This is a genomic window from Streptomyces sp. Alt3 (genome assembly GCF_030719215.1).
Classification (GTDB): domain Bacteria; phylum Actinomycetota; class Actinomycetes; order Streptomycetales; family Streptomycetaceae; genus Streptomyces; species Streptomyces glycanivorans.
This window is the reverse complement of the sequence record NZ_CP120983.1, coordinates 370,384-385,312: the sequence shown is the minus strand read 5'-3', so window position 1 is coordinate 385,312 and position 14,929 is coordinate 370,384. Positions and strand designations below refer to the sequence as shown.

Annotated in this window: 12 protein-coding genes and 1 riboswitch; of the genes, 6 read left to right on the top strand and 6 right to left on the bottom strand. The window is 72.1% G+C overall.

Features of this window, described 5'->3' with window-relative positions; genetic code table 11:
- Positions 1-47: 47 nt before the first annotated feature.
- From P8A20_RS01795 to P8A20_RS01780, 4 genes are all read right to left on the bottom strand, one after another.
- The gene (locus P8A20_RS01795) at positions 48-875 is read right to left on the bottom strand and encodes an aldo/keto reductase (RefSeq protein WP_147961769.1); all 828 of its coding nucleotides are present in this window, start codon (positions 873-875) and stop codon (positions 48-50) included.
- A 332-nt stretch (positions 876-1,207) separates the two neighbouring features.
- Positions 1,208-3,526, bottom strand: a complete 2,319-nt coding sequence (gene metE / locus P8A20_RS01790; RefSeq protein ID WP_306102697.1) for a 5-methyltetrahydropteroyltriglutamate--homocysteine S-methyltransferase — start codon at positions 3,524-3,526, stop codon at positions 1,208-1,210.
- A gap of 160 nt (positions 3,527-3,686) precedes the next feature.
- Positions 3,687-3,906, bottom strand: a riboswitch (cobalamin riboswitch).
- A 72-nt stretch (positions 3,907-3,978) separates the two neighbouring features.
- The gene (locus P8A20_RS01785) at positions 3,979-4,122 is read right to left on the bottom strand and encodes a hypothetical protein (protein WP_187282300.1); all 144 of its coding nucleotides are present in this window, start codon (positions 4,120-4,122) and stop codon (positions 3,979-3,981) included.
- An 86-nt stretch (positions 4,123-4,208) separates the two neighbouring features.
- Complete coding sequence (locus tag P8A20_RS01780; RefSeq protein ID WP_147961767.1) at positions 4,209-6,104, bottom strand: ABC transporter ATP-binding protein; 1,896 nt, start codon at positions 6,102-6,104, stop codon at positions 4,209-4,211.
- Between the two features lie 457 nt (positions 6,105-6,561).
- On the opposite strand from P8A20_RS01780, the gene P8A20_RS01775 reads away from it, so the two are divergent.
- Entirely contained in the window at positions 6,562-8,100 is a 1,539-nt protein-coding gene (locus P8A20_RS01775; protein ID WP_147961766.1) for a glycoside hydrolase family 43 protein, read from the top strand.
- Positions 8,101-8,121: 21 nt separating this feature from the next.
- Here the strand turns inward: P8A20_RS01775 and P8A20_RS01770 are convergent, their stop codons facing one another.
- Positions 8,122-8,460 carry a GNAT family N-acetyltransferase gene (locus P8A20_RS01770; protein ID WP_306102696.1) on the bottom strand — a complete coding sequence of 113 codons (339 nt, stop codon included), beginning with the start codon at positions 8,458-8,460 and terminating at the stop codon, positions 8,122-8,124.
- Positions 8,457-9,434, bottom strand: a complete 978-nt coding sequence (locus P8A20_RS01765) for a pirin family protein (RefSeq protein ID WP_306102695.1) — start codon at positions 9,432-9,434, stop codon at positions 8,457-8,459. Before P8A20_RS01765 ends, P8A20_RS01770 begins: the two co-directional genes overlap by 4 nt.
- Before the next feature lie 123 nt (positions 9,435-9,557).
- Between P8A20_RS01765 and P8A20_RS01760 the strand changes: the two genes are divergently transcribed.
- From P8A20_RS01760 to P8A20_RS01740, 5 genes are all read left to right on the top strand, one after another.
- Positions 9,558-10,046, top strand: coding sequence for a carboxymuconolactone decarboxylase family protein (locus P8A20_RS01760; protein WP_147960819.1), 489 nt, complete (start codon positions 9,558-9,560; stop codon positions 10,044-10,046).
- Between the two features lie 185 nt (positions 10,047-10,231).
- Positions 10,232-11,410 (top strand): polyprenyl synthetase family protein, encoded by a 1,179-nt coding sequence (locus P8A20_RS01755; protein ID WP_306102694.1) that lies wholly within the window; start codon positions 10,232-10,234, stop codon positions 11,408-11,410.
- Positions 11,407-12,942, top strand: coding sequence for a phytoene desaturase family protein (gene crtI, locus P8A20_RS01750; RefSeq protein WP_147960817.1), 1,536 nt, complete (start codon positions 11,407-11,409; stop codon positions 12,940-12,942). Before P8A20_RS01755 ends, crtI begins: the two co-directional genes overlap by 4 nt.
- On the top strand, positions 12,939-13,925 hold the full coding sequence (locus P8A20_RS01745) for a phytoene/squalene synthase family protein (protein WP_147960816.1): 987 nt from the start codon (positions 12,939-12,941) through the stop codon (positions 13,923-13,925). The genes crtI and P8A20_RS01745 overlap by 4 nt, the downstream gene beginning before the upstream one ends.
- Positions 13,922-14,929 (top strand): DUF5914 domain-containing protein, encoded by a 1,008-nt coding sequence (locus tag P8A20_RS01740; RefSeq protein WP_147960815.1) that lies wholly within the window; start codon positions 13,922-13,924, stop codon positions 14,927-14,929. The genes P8A20_RS01745 and P8A20_RS01740 overlap by 4 nt, the downstream gene beginning before the upstream one ends.

The following is a 14,929-nucleotide window of genomic DNA, read 5'->3' as shown; positions in this document are numbered from 1 at the left end:
GGCCCGCCCCTCGACGAGGGGCGGGCCACGGCTCCGCGCGGAGAGGCTCAGCCGTTGAAGCGGTCCGGGTCGAAGCCGGTGCGCTCGTCCCGGTTGAGGGCGTTGATCTCGCCGATGTCCCCTTCGGTCAGCTCGAAGTCGAAGAGGTCGAAGTTCTCCTCGATGCGCCGCTGGGTCACCGACTTGGGGAACACGATGTCACCGCGCTGCAGGTGCCAGCGCAGAGTGACCTGCGCCGTCGATTTGCCGATCCGCTGCGCGATGCGGACCAGCGTCGGATCGTCGAGCACCTTGCCCTGTGCGATGGGGGACCAGGCCTCGGTGGCGATGTCGTGCTCGGCGCCGAACGACCTGACGGCGTCCTGGGTGAGGTAGGGATGGACCTCGATCTGGTTGACGGCGGGAACCACCACACTGCTGTCCAGCAGACGGCGCAGGTGGTGCGGCTGGAAGTTCGAGACCCCGATGCTCTTGACCCGCCCCGAGCGGTAGATCTCCTCCAGGGCCTTCCAGGTCTCCACGAAGTCGCCCCTGTCCGGCAGCGGCCAGTGGATGAGGAAGAGGTCCAGGTGGTCCAGCTGGATCTTCTCCATCGTGCCCTCGAAGGCACGGAGGGCGTCGTCGTACGCGTGGGCGCCGTTGTCCAGCTTGCTGGTGACGAAGACGTCGGCCCGGTCGAGACCGGAGTCCCGGACCGCCTCTCCGACCTCCTTCTCGTTGCCGTACATCTGAGCCGTGTCGATGTGCCGGTATCCGGCCTTCAGGGCCGCCAGAGTGGTTTCGCGGGTCTCCTGCGGCGGGATCTGGAAGGTGCCGAATCCGAGCTGGGGGATCTCCACGCCGTTGTTGAGCGTGATGGCGGGTACTGAGGCCACGGGAGGCTCCTTCTCGTCGGTGTGAGGGTGCGGTGGTCGGTCGGGTTCCGGTTCACGGAACGCCTCATTCCGCCCTCACTGCGGCGTACCCGTCATCAAACGGGGCAAACAGGTTCAAAGTGCCTTATTGATGAGGATGCACGGGGTGTGCGCGCCTGCCCACGCTCCGCACCTCGATCCGCTCCTGCTGCCGCCCGGTGCGATGCCGCCGCTCCCTGCGCGTGTCCGGCCCGGGCCGGGCCGAAACGTGGTCCGGCCCGGCCCGGCTCGTGGTGCGCAGGCGTGACCGGTCCTGCCGGGGCGCGTGGCCGCACCCCGGCAGGACCTCGCCGTCAGCGGGCCGACAGCTCGTCGCGGACGGTCCGGGCCGCGGCCACGAGGTTCTCCAGCGACGCGCGGGTCTCCGGCCAGCCACGGGTCTTGAGCCCGCAGTCCGGGTTCACCCACAGGCGCTCGGCGGGGATCGCCTCCAGGCCCGTGCGCAGGAGCGAGGCGGCCTCCCGGACGCTCGGGACGCGGGGCGAGTGGATGTCGTAGACACCGGGGCCCGCCTCGCGCGGGTAGCCGTGGTCCGCCAGCTCGTGGGCCACCTGCATGTGGGAGCGGGCGGCCTCCAGGCTGATGACGTCGGCGTCGAGGTCGTCGATGGCCTGGACGATGTCGCCGAACTCGGCGTAGCACATGTGGGTGTGGATCTGCGTGTCCGGCCGTACGCCGCTCGTGGTGAGGCGGAACGCCTCCGTCGCCCAGGCCAGATAGGACGGGTGGCCGTCGGCGCGCAGCGGCAGCGTCTCGCGCAGTGCGGGCTCGTCGACCTGGATGACCGAGGTGCCGGCGGTCTCCAGGTCGTCGACCTCGTCGCGCAGGGCGAGGGCGACCTGGCGGGCGGTGTCGCCGAGTGGCTGGTCGTCGCGGACGAAGGACCAGGCGAGCATGGTGACCGGTCCGGTGAGCATGCCCTTGACCGGACGGTCGGTGAGGGACTGTGCGTAGGTCGTCCAGTCCACGGTCATCGGTCGGGGGCGGGAGATGTCGCCGGCCAGGACCGGCGGGCGGACGTAGCGGGTCCCGTAGGACTGGACCCAGCCGTGCCGGGTGGCGAGGTATCCGGTCAGCTGCTCGGCGAAGTACTGGACCATGTCGTTGCGTTCGGGCTCACCGTGCACCAGGACGTCGATGCCGGTCTTCTCCTGGAAGGAGATCACCTCGGCGATCTCCGTCCTGATCCGCTCGTCGTACCCGGCCGGGTCGAGCCTGCCGGCGCGCAGGTCGGCGCGCGCGGTGCGGAGTTCATCGGTCTGCGGGAAGGAGCCGATGGTGGTCGTCGGCAGCAGGGGAAGCCCGAGGTGGGCACGCTGGGCTGCCGCTCGCTCCCCGTACGGCTGGGAGCGGCGGCCGTCGGTGTCCGTGATGGCGGCGGCCCTGGCCTGCACGGCAGGGTCGTAGGTGACGGGGGAGTCGGCGCGGGAGGCGAGGTCCGCCCGATTGGCGGCGATCTCGGTGGCGATGGCGTCGGTGCCCTCGGCCAGTCCCTTGGCCAGAGTGGCGATCTCCACCGTCTTCTGCCTGGCGAAGGCGAGCCAGCGGAGGATCTCGGGATCGATGTCCGTCTCGGGCGCCGTGTCGAGGGGGACGTGCAGGAGGGAGCAGGAGGCGGCGATGTCGACCCGGCCGGCGAGGCCGAGGAGCGTGGCGAGAGTGGCCAGCGACTTCTCGTAGTCGTTGATCCAGATGTTGCGGCCGTTGACCACGCCGGCGACGAGCCGTTTGCCGGGGAGCCCTCCGACGGCAGCGAGGTCCGCGAGGTTGGCTGCCGCGGCGTCGGTGAAGTCGAGTGCCAGTCCCTCGACCGGGGCCTTCGCCAGGACGGGCAGGGCGTCCCCGAGCCGGTCGAAATAGGAGGCGACGAGCAGCTCGGGGCGGTCGTTGAGCCCGCCGAGCTCCAGGTAGGCCCGGGCGACGGCGTCGAGCTCGGCCGGGGTGCGGTCCTGGACGAGGGCGGGCTCGTCGAGCTGTACCCACTCCGCGCCGGCGGCGCGCAGATCGGCGAGGACCTCCGCGTAGACCGGAAGGAGCCGGTCGAGCAGGGTGAGCGGTTCGAAGTCGGCCGCCACGCCGGGGGCGGGCTTGGCGAGCAGGAGATAGGTGACCGGGCCGACGAGCACGGGCCGGGCGGTGTGCCCGAGGGTGAGGGCTTCCTTCAGCTCGGTGACCTGCTTGGCGGAGTCAGCGGCGAAGACGGTGTCCGGGCCCAGCTCGGGCACGAGGTAGTGGTAGTTGGTGTCGAACCACTTGGTCATCTCCAGCGGAGCGACGTCCTGCGTGCCGCGGGCCATCGCGAAGTACCCGTCGAGCGGATCGGCGGCCACCGCCTCACGGTGGCGGTCCGGGACGGCTCCCACCATGACGCTGGTGTCCAGCACATGGTCGTAGTACGAGAAGTCCCCGGTCGGGACCTCGTCGATGCCGGCCCCGCTCAGCTGCCGCCAGTTGTCGCGGCGCAGTCCGGCGGCGGTGGCGCGGAGGGCATCGGCGGTGACCCGCCCCTTCCAGTAGCCCTCGACGGCCTTCTTCAGTTCCCGGTTCCGTCCCTGCCGGGGGTAGCCGTACACAGTGGACCGCGCTGCCGCGGTCGCGTACTCGTTGGTCACGGAGATCTCCTTCGCGAGATGAATCCCTGAGATCCCGGCGACGGGACGAGAGCGCGAAGGGGTGCCCTACCGGACGGAGGACGTCGTGCGACGCACGGGATCCGTCCGGTATGTACGCCGACCCGCCCACGAGGTCACCGGGATGTCCGCGCACGGTTGGTCCGCGCGCGGGCAGTTGGCAGGTCTTCGGACTCGCGGGCACGCCCTCGAAGAGGACATCTAATGGCCGTCGCTTCCCAGGTCCGTTTCGTCGGACCCAGTGCGTATGACGGCGGTCGTTCCCGCTCACCGCTGCGGGGCAGTCCCGGATTTCCACCGGGTTCCCTCTTGCGACGCATCCCGCCTGGCTGACGGGGCGAACCAGCTGCACCCACCAGCTTAGGGGGCGTCCGGGTGCGTGGTGAACCCGGTCCGGCATGCGGATGGCGCAGGCGCCGACCGATACCGAGGGCTCACCTCTGACCGGCGCTCCGCGTCCAGACCCGTCGGAGAGCCCGGTGGTCGATCACCGGGACGCCCTCCCGGGTGGCGGCGTCCCGCGCCTCGGGGGACATCAGGAACTCGGCGTCCGCGGGTTCCACGGGGACGCCGTCCATGCCCGCCGTCCGGCTACAGGCCCCACCGGTCACGCACCTGGATCCGGGTACCCGCGCAGACCGTCCGCACGGGCACCCGGGTCGCCCTACCGGTCCTGGGCGAGCGCCAGGAGCTCGGCGAAAAGGCTTCCCCCGTGGGCGAGTTCCTCGTACGTGCCCTGCTCGACGACGCGTCCTGCGCGCATGACGACGATACGGTCGGCCAGCCGTGTGTTCTCGAGCTGGTGCGTGACGACGACCGTCATGCGTTCCGCGGCGATGCGCCTGATCTCCAGGAAGATCCTGTGCTCCCCGCGCTGGTCCATCTGGGACGTGGGCTCGTCCAGGATCAGCAGGGGAGTGCGCCGGTACAGCGCCCGCGCACACGCGAGCCGCTGCCACTGGCCGCCGGACAGCTCGGCTCCGCCCCAGAGTTCCCTGGCCAGGAGGGTGTCGAGCCCCTGGGGAAGCTTCTCCACCGTCTCGCGCATGCCCACGGCGTCGACGGCTTCCCACACCGGTCCGTCGTCGTACGTCCTGGGCCGGCCGAGGGTGACGTTCTCCCGGGCGCGCAGCGGCCAGCAGGCGAAGTTCTGCGGGACGAGGGCGGTGCGTCGCCACACGGCTTCGGGATCGGCGTCGGCGAGATCGGTGCCGTCCCACAGGACGCGGCCCTTGTCGGCCAGGAGGATCCCCGTGATGAGCTTGGCCAGGGTCGACTTGCCCGAGCCGTTCTCACCGACGACCGCCAGGATCTCGCCGCGCCGCAAGGTGAGCGATACGCCCGCGACGGCGGGTTCGTCCCGGCCGGGGTACCGGTGGACGACCTCGTCGAGCCGGATCTCGTCCACCCGGTCGGGCACGGTCGCCGTACCGCGCTGGGGGGCGCGTTCGTCCGCCATGTCGAGGAAGGACCGCATGTCCGCCAGGTAGAGCGAGGTGTGGAACATCGCGGCCCCGTGGACGACGAACTGCGACAGAGCGGCCAGGGCGGTCTGCACGGCGACGACCGCGGTGGCCGCGACGGGCAGGGCGACGCGCCCCGTGACGGCCAGCCAGGCGAGCGCGGCCCAGGTACCCAGCAGGAACACGCCGCCCAGGGCGCTGGTGGCCAGGACGATACGCAGCATGCGGGGCGCCGCGGTGAGGGTGCGCCGGTCGATCCGGTCGGACAGCGCGCGGTACCAGTGGATGAGGTAGCCGGTCATGCCGTTCGCCCGGACCTCGTCCCCGTAGCGGGAGTAGGTGGCCCACCAGCGCATCATGGAACGCACGTTGCGGTCGGCGACGTTGTTGTAGTGCGTCTCGTAGTCCACGCGCGCGGACAGCACGGCACCGATGCCCGCCGGGAGCACGGCGAGCAGGAGCAGCGGCAGCATCATCCAGTGCAGGGCCGTGATGACGCCGGTCGCCGCGATCATCCGGATGAGGGCGGCCATGAACCGCTGGGCGTCCTGCACCATCGTCCGCGTCCGGGTGACACCGACCTCGGCGGCCTCCTGCCGGTCGGCGAACCCGTCCTCGCCGTACGCGGATGCCTCCACACGGCACACCGCGGAGACGAGCGAGAGGTCCGCCTCTGTCGTGAGCAGCGGGGTGATCCTCGAATCCGCGTACGAGGACAGGGCGCTGCTGACGCGGCCGAAGCCGGCTGCGGCGGCGACCACGGTCAGCGCGGGCAGCGCGGCGTGCAGGCGTTCGGACACCGGCCCCGCGGCGAGCAGATGTGTCATGGCCCGCGCGGTGAAAGCGAGGACGAGGGCTGCCGCGGTTCCCGTGAGGAGCTGGCAGACCAGGAGCAGCACCGCGCCGGCCCTGTCGACGGCCCAGGCCCTGCGTGCGGTGTGCGCGAGGATCGCGGGCAGGCGCATGCACAGTGCCCCGAAACTGGCCTCGGCCAGGGGGTTCTTGCCGTGCTTGCCCTCGAAGGTGATGGTGGCCGGGGGCGGAGGGGGAGGCGTCTCCACTCCGGCGGCCGAGGAATCGGTGACGGTCACCTGCATCACTCCTGGTGGGTCGTGCCGCACCTGATCGGCCCGGCGGTGCACGGCATAACGACGCGCCCCGAGATTCGAACGCGCTCGATTCAGGACGTGCCGGGCCCCTGGAACGGCAAGGCCTCCGAGGCGGGTCCGCCGTACTGGGGCCTCCGGCGGACGGCGTGACCTGGCCGAAACGCCGGTGCCTGAAAGCCCTGGGGCGCACGAGGTTTCCGATGACGGTCCACCTACGGACCGCCGCCGCGCGGAGCATGAGGCGGCATCTGTCGAAGCGCTTCGACTCGACTCGGAGAACGTGATGTGTTCGAGGGGGCTCTTGTTGTCCATGCTGTCGAAGGAGGGCCCTGGAATCCCTTCTGGTCGACTCTATTGACAGTCAAACGTGCGACTGTCATCTTCGAAGCGCTTCAACGATCATGGCCGTGGGACACGGTCCTGGCCCGAGCCCCTAGGACAGATCATGGCGTTCTTCGACAATCCCGTGATACCCGGCTTCAGTCCGGATCCGAGCATCTGCCGCGTAGGCGAGGACTACTACGTGGCGACGTCCAGCTTCGAGTACGTGCCCGGTGTACCGCTGTGGCACAGCAGGGACCTGGTGCACTGGCGGCTGATCGGCCACGCGCTGGACCGCCCGTCACAGTTGGCGCTGCCCGACGACGCCCCGTCCTCGTGCGGGGTGTACGCCCCCACGCTGCGGCACCACGACGGCCGTTTCTGGTTGATCACGACCGTGGTGGCCGGGTCGGGCAACATCCTGGTGACCGCCGAGGACCCCGCCGGTCCGTGGTCGGAACCCGTGCCGGTCGGCATTCCCGGCATCGACCCCGATCTGGTCTGGGACGACGAGGGGAACTGCTGGTGCGTGTTCTCCCACGACGGGATCCGCGGGGTGCGGATCGAACCGGAGACCGGCGAACTGCTCGGCGAGCCGGTGGAGATGTGGTCGGGCAGCGGGCTCCAGTACCCCGAGGGCCCGCACCTCTACCGGATCGGTGACTGGTGGTACCTGCTGCTGTCGGAGGGCGGGACGGAACGCGGGCACGCGATGTCGGTGGCCAGGGCCCGCTCGCTGCCCGGACCGTTCGAACCGCACCCGGACAACCCCGTGCTGTCCCACCGCAGTACGGGCCACCCGGTGCAGAACACCGGGCACGGCGACCTGGTGCGGGCGCACGACGACACCTGGTGGATGGTGCTGCTGGGCACCCGGCCCCGCGGTGACACGCCGAAGTTCCACGGTATGGGCCGGGAGACGTTCCTGGTGCCGGTGCGGTGGGAGGACGAGTGGCCGCTGCCGGGACCGCTGGAACTGCGCGCCCCGGCACCGGGGCTCGCTCCGCATCCCTGGCCCGCCGAGCCGCACCGCGACGACTTCGGCTCACCCGCCCTCGCGCCCTGCTGGGTTTCGCTGAGGAGGCAGGACCCGGGTGCCGTACGCCTCGGCGAACGCCCCGGCCACCTGGTGCTGCACGCCCGTGCGGACAGCATGGACAAGCCCGGAGCGCTGTTCGTGGGACGGCGGCAGCAGGACCCTCACTGCGTCGCCCGGACGCGGATCGACGTCGGCGAGGCGAGCCGGGGCGGTCTCGCCGTCCGGCTGGACGAGGCGCACCACTACCAGGTCGAGGTGGAGGGCGACACCGTGCGAGCGGTCGCCCGCATCGGCCCCTCCCGTACGACGGTCGCCGAACGGCGTGTACCCCCGGGGCCCTTGACGCTGCGGGTCGACGTGAGCACCGAGGATGTCCTGCCGCCCACCGTCACCGTACGTCCTGCCGACCCCGGCGCGGAGGCCCCCTCCGGCCTCCGTGTCGGTGGCCCGGACACCCTCCGCCTCGGTTACGAGACCGAGGACGGCCACGTCGAGATCCTCGCGGAACTCGACGGACGTTACCTCACCACCGAGGTCGCGGGCGGCTTCACCGGCCGGGTCATCGGCATGTACGCGACCCGGGGAACCGCGGCCTTCGACTGGTTCGAGCTGCGGCCGGCCTGAGGGCAGGCCGGGACCGGGGGCTCAGCCGGCCAGGGCGGTGTCCAGCCACTGCAGGATCTCGGGCGTGACCGGGTCGGTGATGTCGGCGAACTCCTGGTGCTTCTTGAGGAACTTCGCCACGTACGGGCAGACCGGAACGATCCGCCTGCCCGTGTCCCGCACGTCGCTCAGGGCCTCCTGCACGAGGACGGAGGCAAGCCCCTGGCCTGCGAACGCGTCGTCGGTCTCCGTGTGGAAGAAGACACGTTGCCCGTCGCGGTCACGGTAGGCCGTGAAGCCCGCCGTCACCTCGCCGACCAGGATCTCGTAGCGGTGCCGGGCGTCCGCGTTCCGGACGAGGGGGGCGGCGGCCTGGGTCATCGTGTGCTGCCTTTCGGGCGGGTCGGGTTGCCACGCGGTGCGATGGTGGCGTTCGGGAGGGCAGGGGCGGGGATGCGTTCGCCGGGGTAGCCGTCGACATGGCCGAAGCGGTCGGAGGATGCCTCCCAGTCCGTGCGTGCCTCGACGATGTCCTCGTGGCTGCGGCCCACGAAATTCCACCACATGACGATCCGTTCCTCGAACGGAGTTCCGCCCACGAGCACGGCCCGGGCGGGGGCGTCCGTCTCGTTGGCCAGGGTGATCGTGCGGTTCCCCGTCCCGGTGTAGCCCAGTTCGGCACCGCGCAGCGGCGTTCCGTCCAGACGGACGCTGCCCTGGTCGACGAGGAGGCCGTGCTCGAAGGCCGGATCGACGTCGAGGGTCGTGGTGGTGTGCGGTTCGAGGACGATCTCGGCGCCGAGCAGCGGGGTGAAGGCGGGGACCGGCGAGGTGTCCCCGGCGAGCGAGCCGAGGAACACCCGGATCACCGCTCCGTCCAGGCGGACCGGTGCCGGTACGTGGTGCCGGAAGTCGCGGCCGGTGTCCCGGTGCTCCCCGGGGAGTGCCACCCACAGCTGGACGCCGTGCAGGAGCGTGGTGCCGGGGGTGGAGACCTCCGTGTGACTGATGCCGTGGCCACCGGTCATGAGGTTCAGCTCCCCAGGACGCACGAAGGCGTGGCTGCCCAGGCTGTCACGGTGCTCGATCTCCCCGCTGAACAGCCAGCTCACCGTCTGCAGGCCGATGTGCGGATGCGGGGCCACATCCATCCCGCCCGTCTCCGCGACGTCGTCCGGGCCGTAGTGGTCGATGAAGCACCAGGCCCCGATGAGCGTCCTGGCCCGCTGCGGCAGCGTGCGCCGCACAGTCATCGCCCTCGGGCCGCCGAGGGGGACGTCCCGCGGCGTGAGGACCTCGATGCCGGCCCCGGGGCCGGTCCCCGGTGCGGCCAGGTCCGTCTCCACACCGCTCATCGCGGGCCCCCGGGTGCTACAAGGGTGCTTACATGTTCAACAATCATGCTTGATCATAAGCCGCCGCCCGCCAGGGCGGCCACGGCACGACAAGGGGCGGCACGTCCCGGTGAGGAGTCCAGGGTGAACGGTACGGAGGCGGATCGTGCGGACAAGCGGGTCTACGTGGACAAGCGGAGCCCGAAGGCCTTCCACGCCCTGACCGCCACGGCCGAAGCGGTGCGCACGGTCGCCCAGGAGGCGGGGCTGGACCGCACTCTGGTCGAACTGGTCAACCTGCGGGTGTCACAGATCAACGGCTGCGCCTACTGCCTGGACGTCCACACCCGGGCCGCCCTGCGGGAGGGCGAGACGACCCGGCGACTGGGCGTGCTGGCAGCCTGGCGCGACACCGAGGTGTTCACCGCCCAGGAGCGTGCCGCACTCGCCCTCGCCGAGGCGACGACGCACCCCGCCGACGCCGCCCTCCAGGAGGACGCCTACGCCACGGCCCGCCGGTCCCTCTCCGAGGAGGAGATCTCGGCCGTGATCTGGGTCGCCGTCACGATCAACGCCTTCAACCGGGTGTCGATCATGAGCAAGCACCCCGTGCGTGGCGTTCCCCGGCAGTGACGTGACCTGAAGCGTCGGCCCGCGGAAGGACGCTCCCGCGCGTCCTTCCGCCCCGCCGCCCGCCGTTCGGGTGAACTCCGCTCCGATCCCACCGTGCGCCGGGCAGGCATAGACGCATCCGCGGTCCTCGCGGCCGGAAGCACCGGTCGACGCGGAAGCGGACAATCGGGCGAAAGGGGCTGTCCATGCTCGGTCCAGGGGCGATGCGGGCAGGGACCGGCGGGAGTGCCGGACCCGACCCCGGCACGGGCGGCCGTCGTGTCCCGGACCCGGCCGGCGGAACGGCAGCTGCCGTCGACGCCCTCCTCGCGGAGTATCTGCACACCAGGCTGGGGGAGGCCCGGCGGGTGGACGCCGTGTTCGCGGAGGAGGTGGCGTCCCGGGTCGCCACGTTCGTCCTGCGCGGAGGCAAGCGGCTCCGGACGGCTTTCGTCCGGTGCGGATGGCTGGCGGCGGGAGGATCCGGCGACCCCGGGACACCGCTGCGTGTCGGTGCCGCACTCGAACTGCTGCAGGCCTGCGCGCTGGTCCACGACGACGTCATGGACGAATCGCCGGTGCGCCGGGGCGCACCGGCCGTGCACGCGCAGTTCGCGCGTCTGCACCGGGAAGGCCGTATGTACGGCTCCGCCGCCGGCTACTCCGGCACGGCGGCGGTCCTGGCCGGAGACCTCGCCCTGGTGTGGGCCGACGACCTGCTCACCGAGACCGCGCTTGGTTCCCCGTACGGCGGACAGCTGCACCGGGAGTGGCAGGCGATGCGCGGCGAGATGGTCGCAGGGCAGTACCTGGACATGCGGGCCCAGGCGACCGGTTCCTCCGACGAGACCCAGGCCAGGAACATCGCGACGCTCAAGAGCGCGCTCTACACCGTGGAGCGGCCGCTCGCCCTGGGCGCGTCCCTGGCCGGGGCCGATGCCCGCGGCATGGACGCGCTGCGTTCCGCCGGACGGTGCGCCGGACTCGCCTTCCAGCTCCACGACGACCTGCTGGGAGCATTCGGGGACCCCGCCGTCACGGGCAAGCCCGCGGACGAGGACCTGAGGACCCGCAAACTCACCGGCCTCCTCGCGGCCGCTCTCCGTCTCGCCGACGAGTCGGGCGACACCGAGGCACTGGCCGTACTCGGCCACCACGGGCCGCGAGCCGGTGCAGGAACGGCCGACCGGATGCGCGCCGCGCTGGAACGCACCGGCGCACGGGCGGCGGTCGAGAAGGAGATCGCCTGCCTCACCGCGTCGAGTCTGCGCCACTTCGCGGACACCGGGGCGGACGACCGCGCAAGGGGGGAGTTCGCCGCACTCGTGGCACGCGCCGCGGGCACCGACACCACTCTCCCCGACCCCGGCGGGGAGGGAGCATGAGGACCGTGTCCGGCGCCACGGACCACGTGGTGGTCGTCGGGGCGGGCCTGTCCGGCCTCGCCGCCGCACTGCACCTGCTCGGCGCGGGACGCCGGGTGACCGTCGTCGAACGGGAAGCCGGACCCGGAGGCCGCGCGGGACGGCTGGAACTCGGCGGATACCGGGTCGACACCGGGCCCACGGTGCTCACCATGCCGCATCTGGCCGACGAGGCCTTCGCCGCCGTCGGCGACAGTCTCCACCGGCGCGTCGAGCTGATCCCGCTCCACCCCGCCTACCGGGCCCGGTTCGCCGACGGCACCGGGATCGACGTACACACCGACGGTGACGCCATGGAGGCCGAGGTACGGAGGTTCGCCGGGGACGCGGAGGCAGCCGGCTACCGTCGGCTGCGGAGCTGGCTGGAGCGGCTGTACCGGGCCCAGATGCGCCGCTTCATCGACACCAACTTCGACTCACCGTTCCAGCTCCTGCACCCGGACCTCGCCCGGCTCGCGGCCCTGGGGGGCTTCGGCCGGCTCGATCCTCAGATCGGCAGATTCCTCTCCGACCCGCGGCTGCGCCGGGTCTTCTCCTTCCAGGCGCTCTACGCGGGAGTCGCCCCTGCACGCGCCCTCGCCGCCTACGCCGTCATCGCCTACATGGACACGGTCGCGGGGGTCTGGTTCCCGAAGGGCGGCATGCACGCGCTGCCCCGGGCGATGGCGGACGCGGCCGCCGACGCCGGGGCCGAGTTCCGATGGTCCGCGGAGGTCGACGCACTGGAACGCGCGTCGGGACGGGTGCGGGCCGTCCGGCTGGCCACCGGCGACCGCATCGCCTGCGACGCGGTCGTCCTGACACCGGACCTTCCCGTCGTCCACCGCCTGCTGGGCCGGGCGCCGCGCCGCCCCGTACCCCTCCGCCACGCACCCTCAGCCGTGGTCCTGCACGCCGGCACGGACCGCACCTGGCCCGAACTGGCCCACCACACACTCTCCTTCGGCGCCGCCTGGGAGCACACCTTCGACGAACTCACCAGGACCGGACGGCTCATGAGCGACCCGTCGCTGCTCATCACCCGCCCGACGACGCACGACCCGTCACTCGCACCACCGGGCAGACACCTGCACTACGTCCTGGCTCCCTGCCCCAACACCACGACAGGCCCGTCGGCGGGAACCTGGCGCGGCCTCGGACAGCGCTACCGGGACAGCCTGCTGGCCGAACTCGAGCGCCGGGGGCTCGACGGCTTCGAGTCGTCCATGGACCAGGAACTGCTGGTCACCCCGGCGGACTGGTCGGCCCAGGGCCATGCGGCGGGCACGCCGTTCTCGGTGTCGCACACCTTCGCCCAGACCGGCCCCTTCCGGCCGCGCAACCTCGTACGCGGCTACGACAACGTCGTCCTCGCCGGATGCGGGACCACACCCGGGGTGGGTGTGCCGACCGTCCTGGTCAGCGGCAAGCTCGCCGCCGCCCGCATCACCGGCCTCCCCCGCGCGACGGCCGCGCGCCGCCGTCCCCCCGTCCTCGAAGGGCAGAGCCGATGAACCGCCGTGAACTGGATGCCGCCGGAATCACCGGACCCGCCCTGCGGGACGCCTACGCCCGGTGCCGACAGCTCAACGCCCGGCACGGCCGGACGTACTTCCTGGCCACCCGGCTCCTGCCCGTCGAGCGACGCTGCGCCGTGCACGCGCTGTACGGGTTCGCACGCTGGGCCGACGACATCGTGGACGACCTCGACCGCCGGCGGTCACCGGATGAACGCGACCGCCTGCTGCGTCTGCTGGAGAGCGACCTGGTCCACGGACTGCGCACCGGCGGTGGCGAGGAGCCCGTGGTCAGAGCCGTGGCCGACACCGCCGGGCGCTACGCCATCGACCACGCCCTGTTCGCCGACTTCCTGACGTCCATGCGCAGCGACCTGACCGTCACCGACTATCCGACGTACGCCGACCTGCGCGCCTACATGCACGGTTCCGCCGCGGTGATCGGCCTCCAGATGCTGCCCGTGCTCGGGACGGTCGTGCCCCGTGAGGAGGCCGCTCCGCACGCGGCGGCGCTCGGGGTCGCGTTCCAGCTGACCAACTTCCTCCGGGACGTGGGCGAGGACCTGGACCGGGGGCGGATCTACCTGCCCGCGGACCTTCTCGCCGCCCACGGGGTGGACCGGCCCCTTCTGGAATGGAGCCGCCGCACCGGACGGCACGACCCGCGCATCCGGAACGCCTTCGGCGAGGCCGACGCGGTGATCCGGACCGTGTACCGGGAGGCGGAGCCCGGCATCGCCATGCTGGAGCCCCGCGTACGGCCCTGCATCCGCACCGCGTTCGTCCTGTACCGGGGGATCCTGGACGCGGCCGCCGCCGACGACTACCGGGTAGCGCACCGCCGTGCCGTGGTGCCGCGCCGCCGGCGCGCCGTGGTCGCCGCGGGCGGGCTCGCGCGGATCCTGGGGGCACGGCTGCGGACGCGGCCACCCGTCCGGGAACCGGGCGCGGTTGCCGGGGCGGAGGGATCCCTGCGATGAACGGCCCCCCGGCAAGGACGATGTGGACGTCACCGCTGCGGGTGCGGCGCGTGCCCCCCTGGGAGCGGCAGGTTCCGACCTGGCGCGAGGCGAAGCCCGCCGTGATCGCCGAAGCGCTGAAGCGGTCCGCCGCCCGGCCGTCCGGCAACTGGTACGTCGTCGGCGCGTCCCGGGAGCTCGGGGCAAGGGACCACCCGTACGGACGCACGATCGCCGGGGTTGAGGTCGTCCTGTGGCGGACGCGGGACGGTGAGCTGCGCGCGGGCCCGGGGGAGTGCCCCCACCTGGGTGCGCCGCTGCGCGAAGGCCGTGTGGTGTGCGGGACACTCCTGTGCCGCTGGCACGGACTGGGCCTGGACGGCGGGCCGTCCGCCGGCTGGGAGCCCTATCCGTTGCACGACGACGGCGTGCTGGTCTGGGTGAGGCTGGACCGGGCCGGGGGCGAGACCCCGCTGGACCGCCCGGTCGTCCCGTCGAGACCCGTGCCGGGAGCGGCCGTCGACGCGGTGTTCACCGCCGTGGGCAGGTGCGAACCCGAGGACGTCGTCGCGAACCGGCTCGACCCGTGGCACGGTTCCTGGTTCCACCCGTACGCGTTCGTCGGCCTGAGGGTGACCGGCACCCCGGAGGACGGCGAGGACGACGCGTTCGCCGTCGACGTCTCGTTCAAGGTCGCGGGCAGGCTGGTGGTGCCGGTCCGGGCGGAGTTCACGGCGCCCGGACCGCGCACCGTGGTCATGCGCATCACGGACGGCGAGGGCACCGGTTCGGTCGTGGAGACCCATGCCACGCCCCTCACCGCACCCGGCGCGAGGGACCCGAGGACCGCGGTCGTCGAGGCCGTCGTCGCCGCCTCGGACCGGCGGGGATTCGCCCTGGCACGCGCGGCGGCGCCCGCTCTGCGTCCGCTGATGCGCCGCACGGCGGGCCGGCTCTGGCGCGACGACCTGGCGTACGCCGAACGCCGCTGGTCACTGCGGAGCACCGGGCGCTTCCCCGGCTGA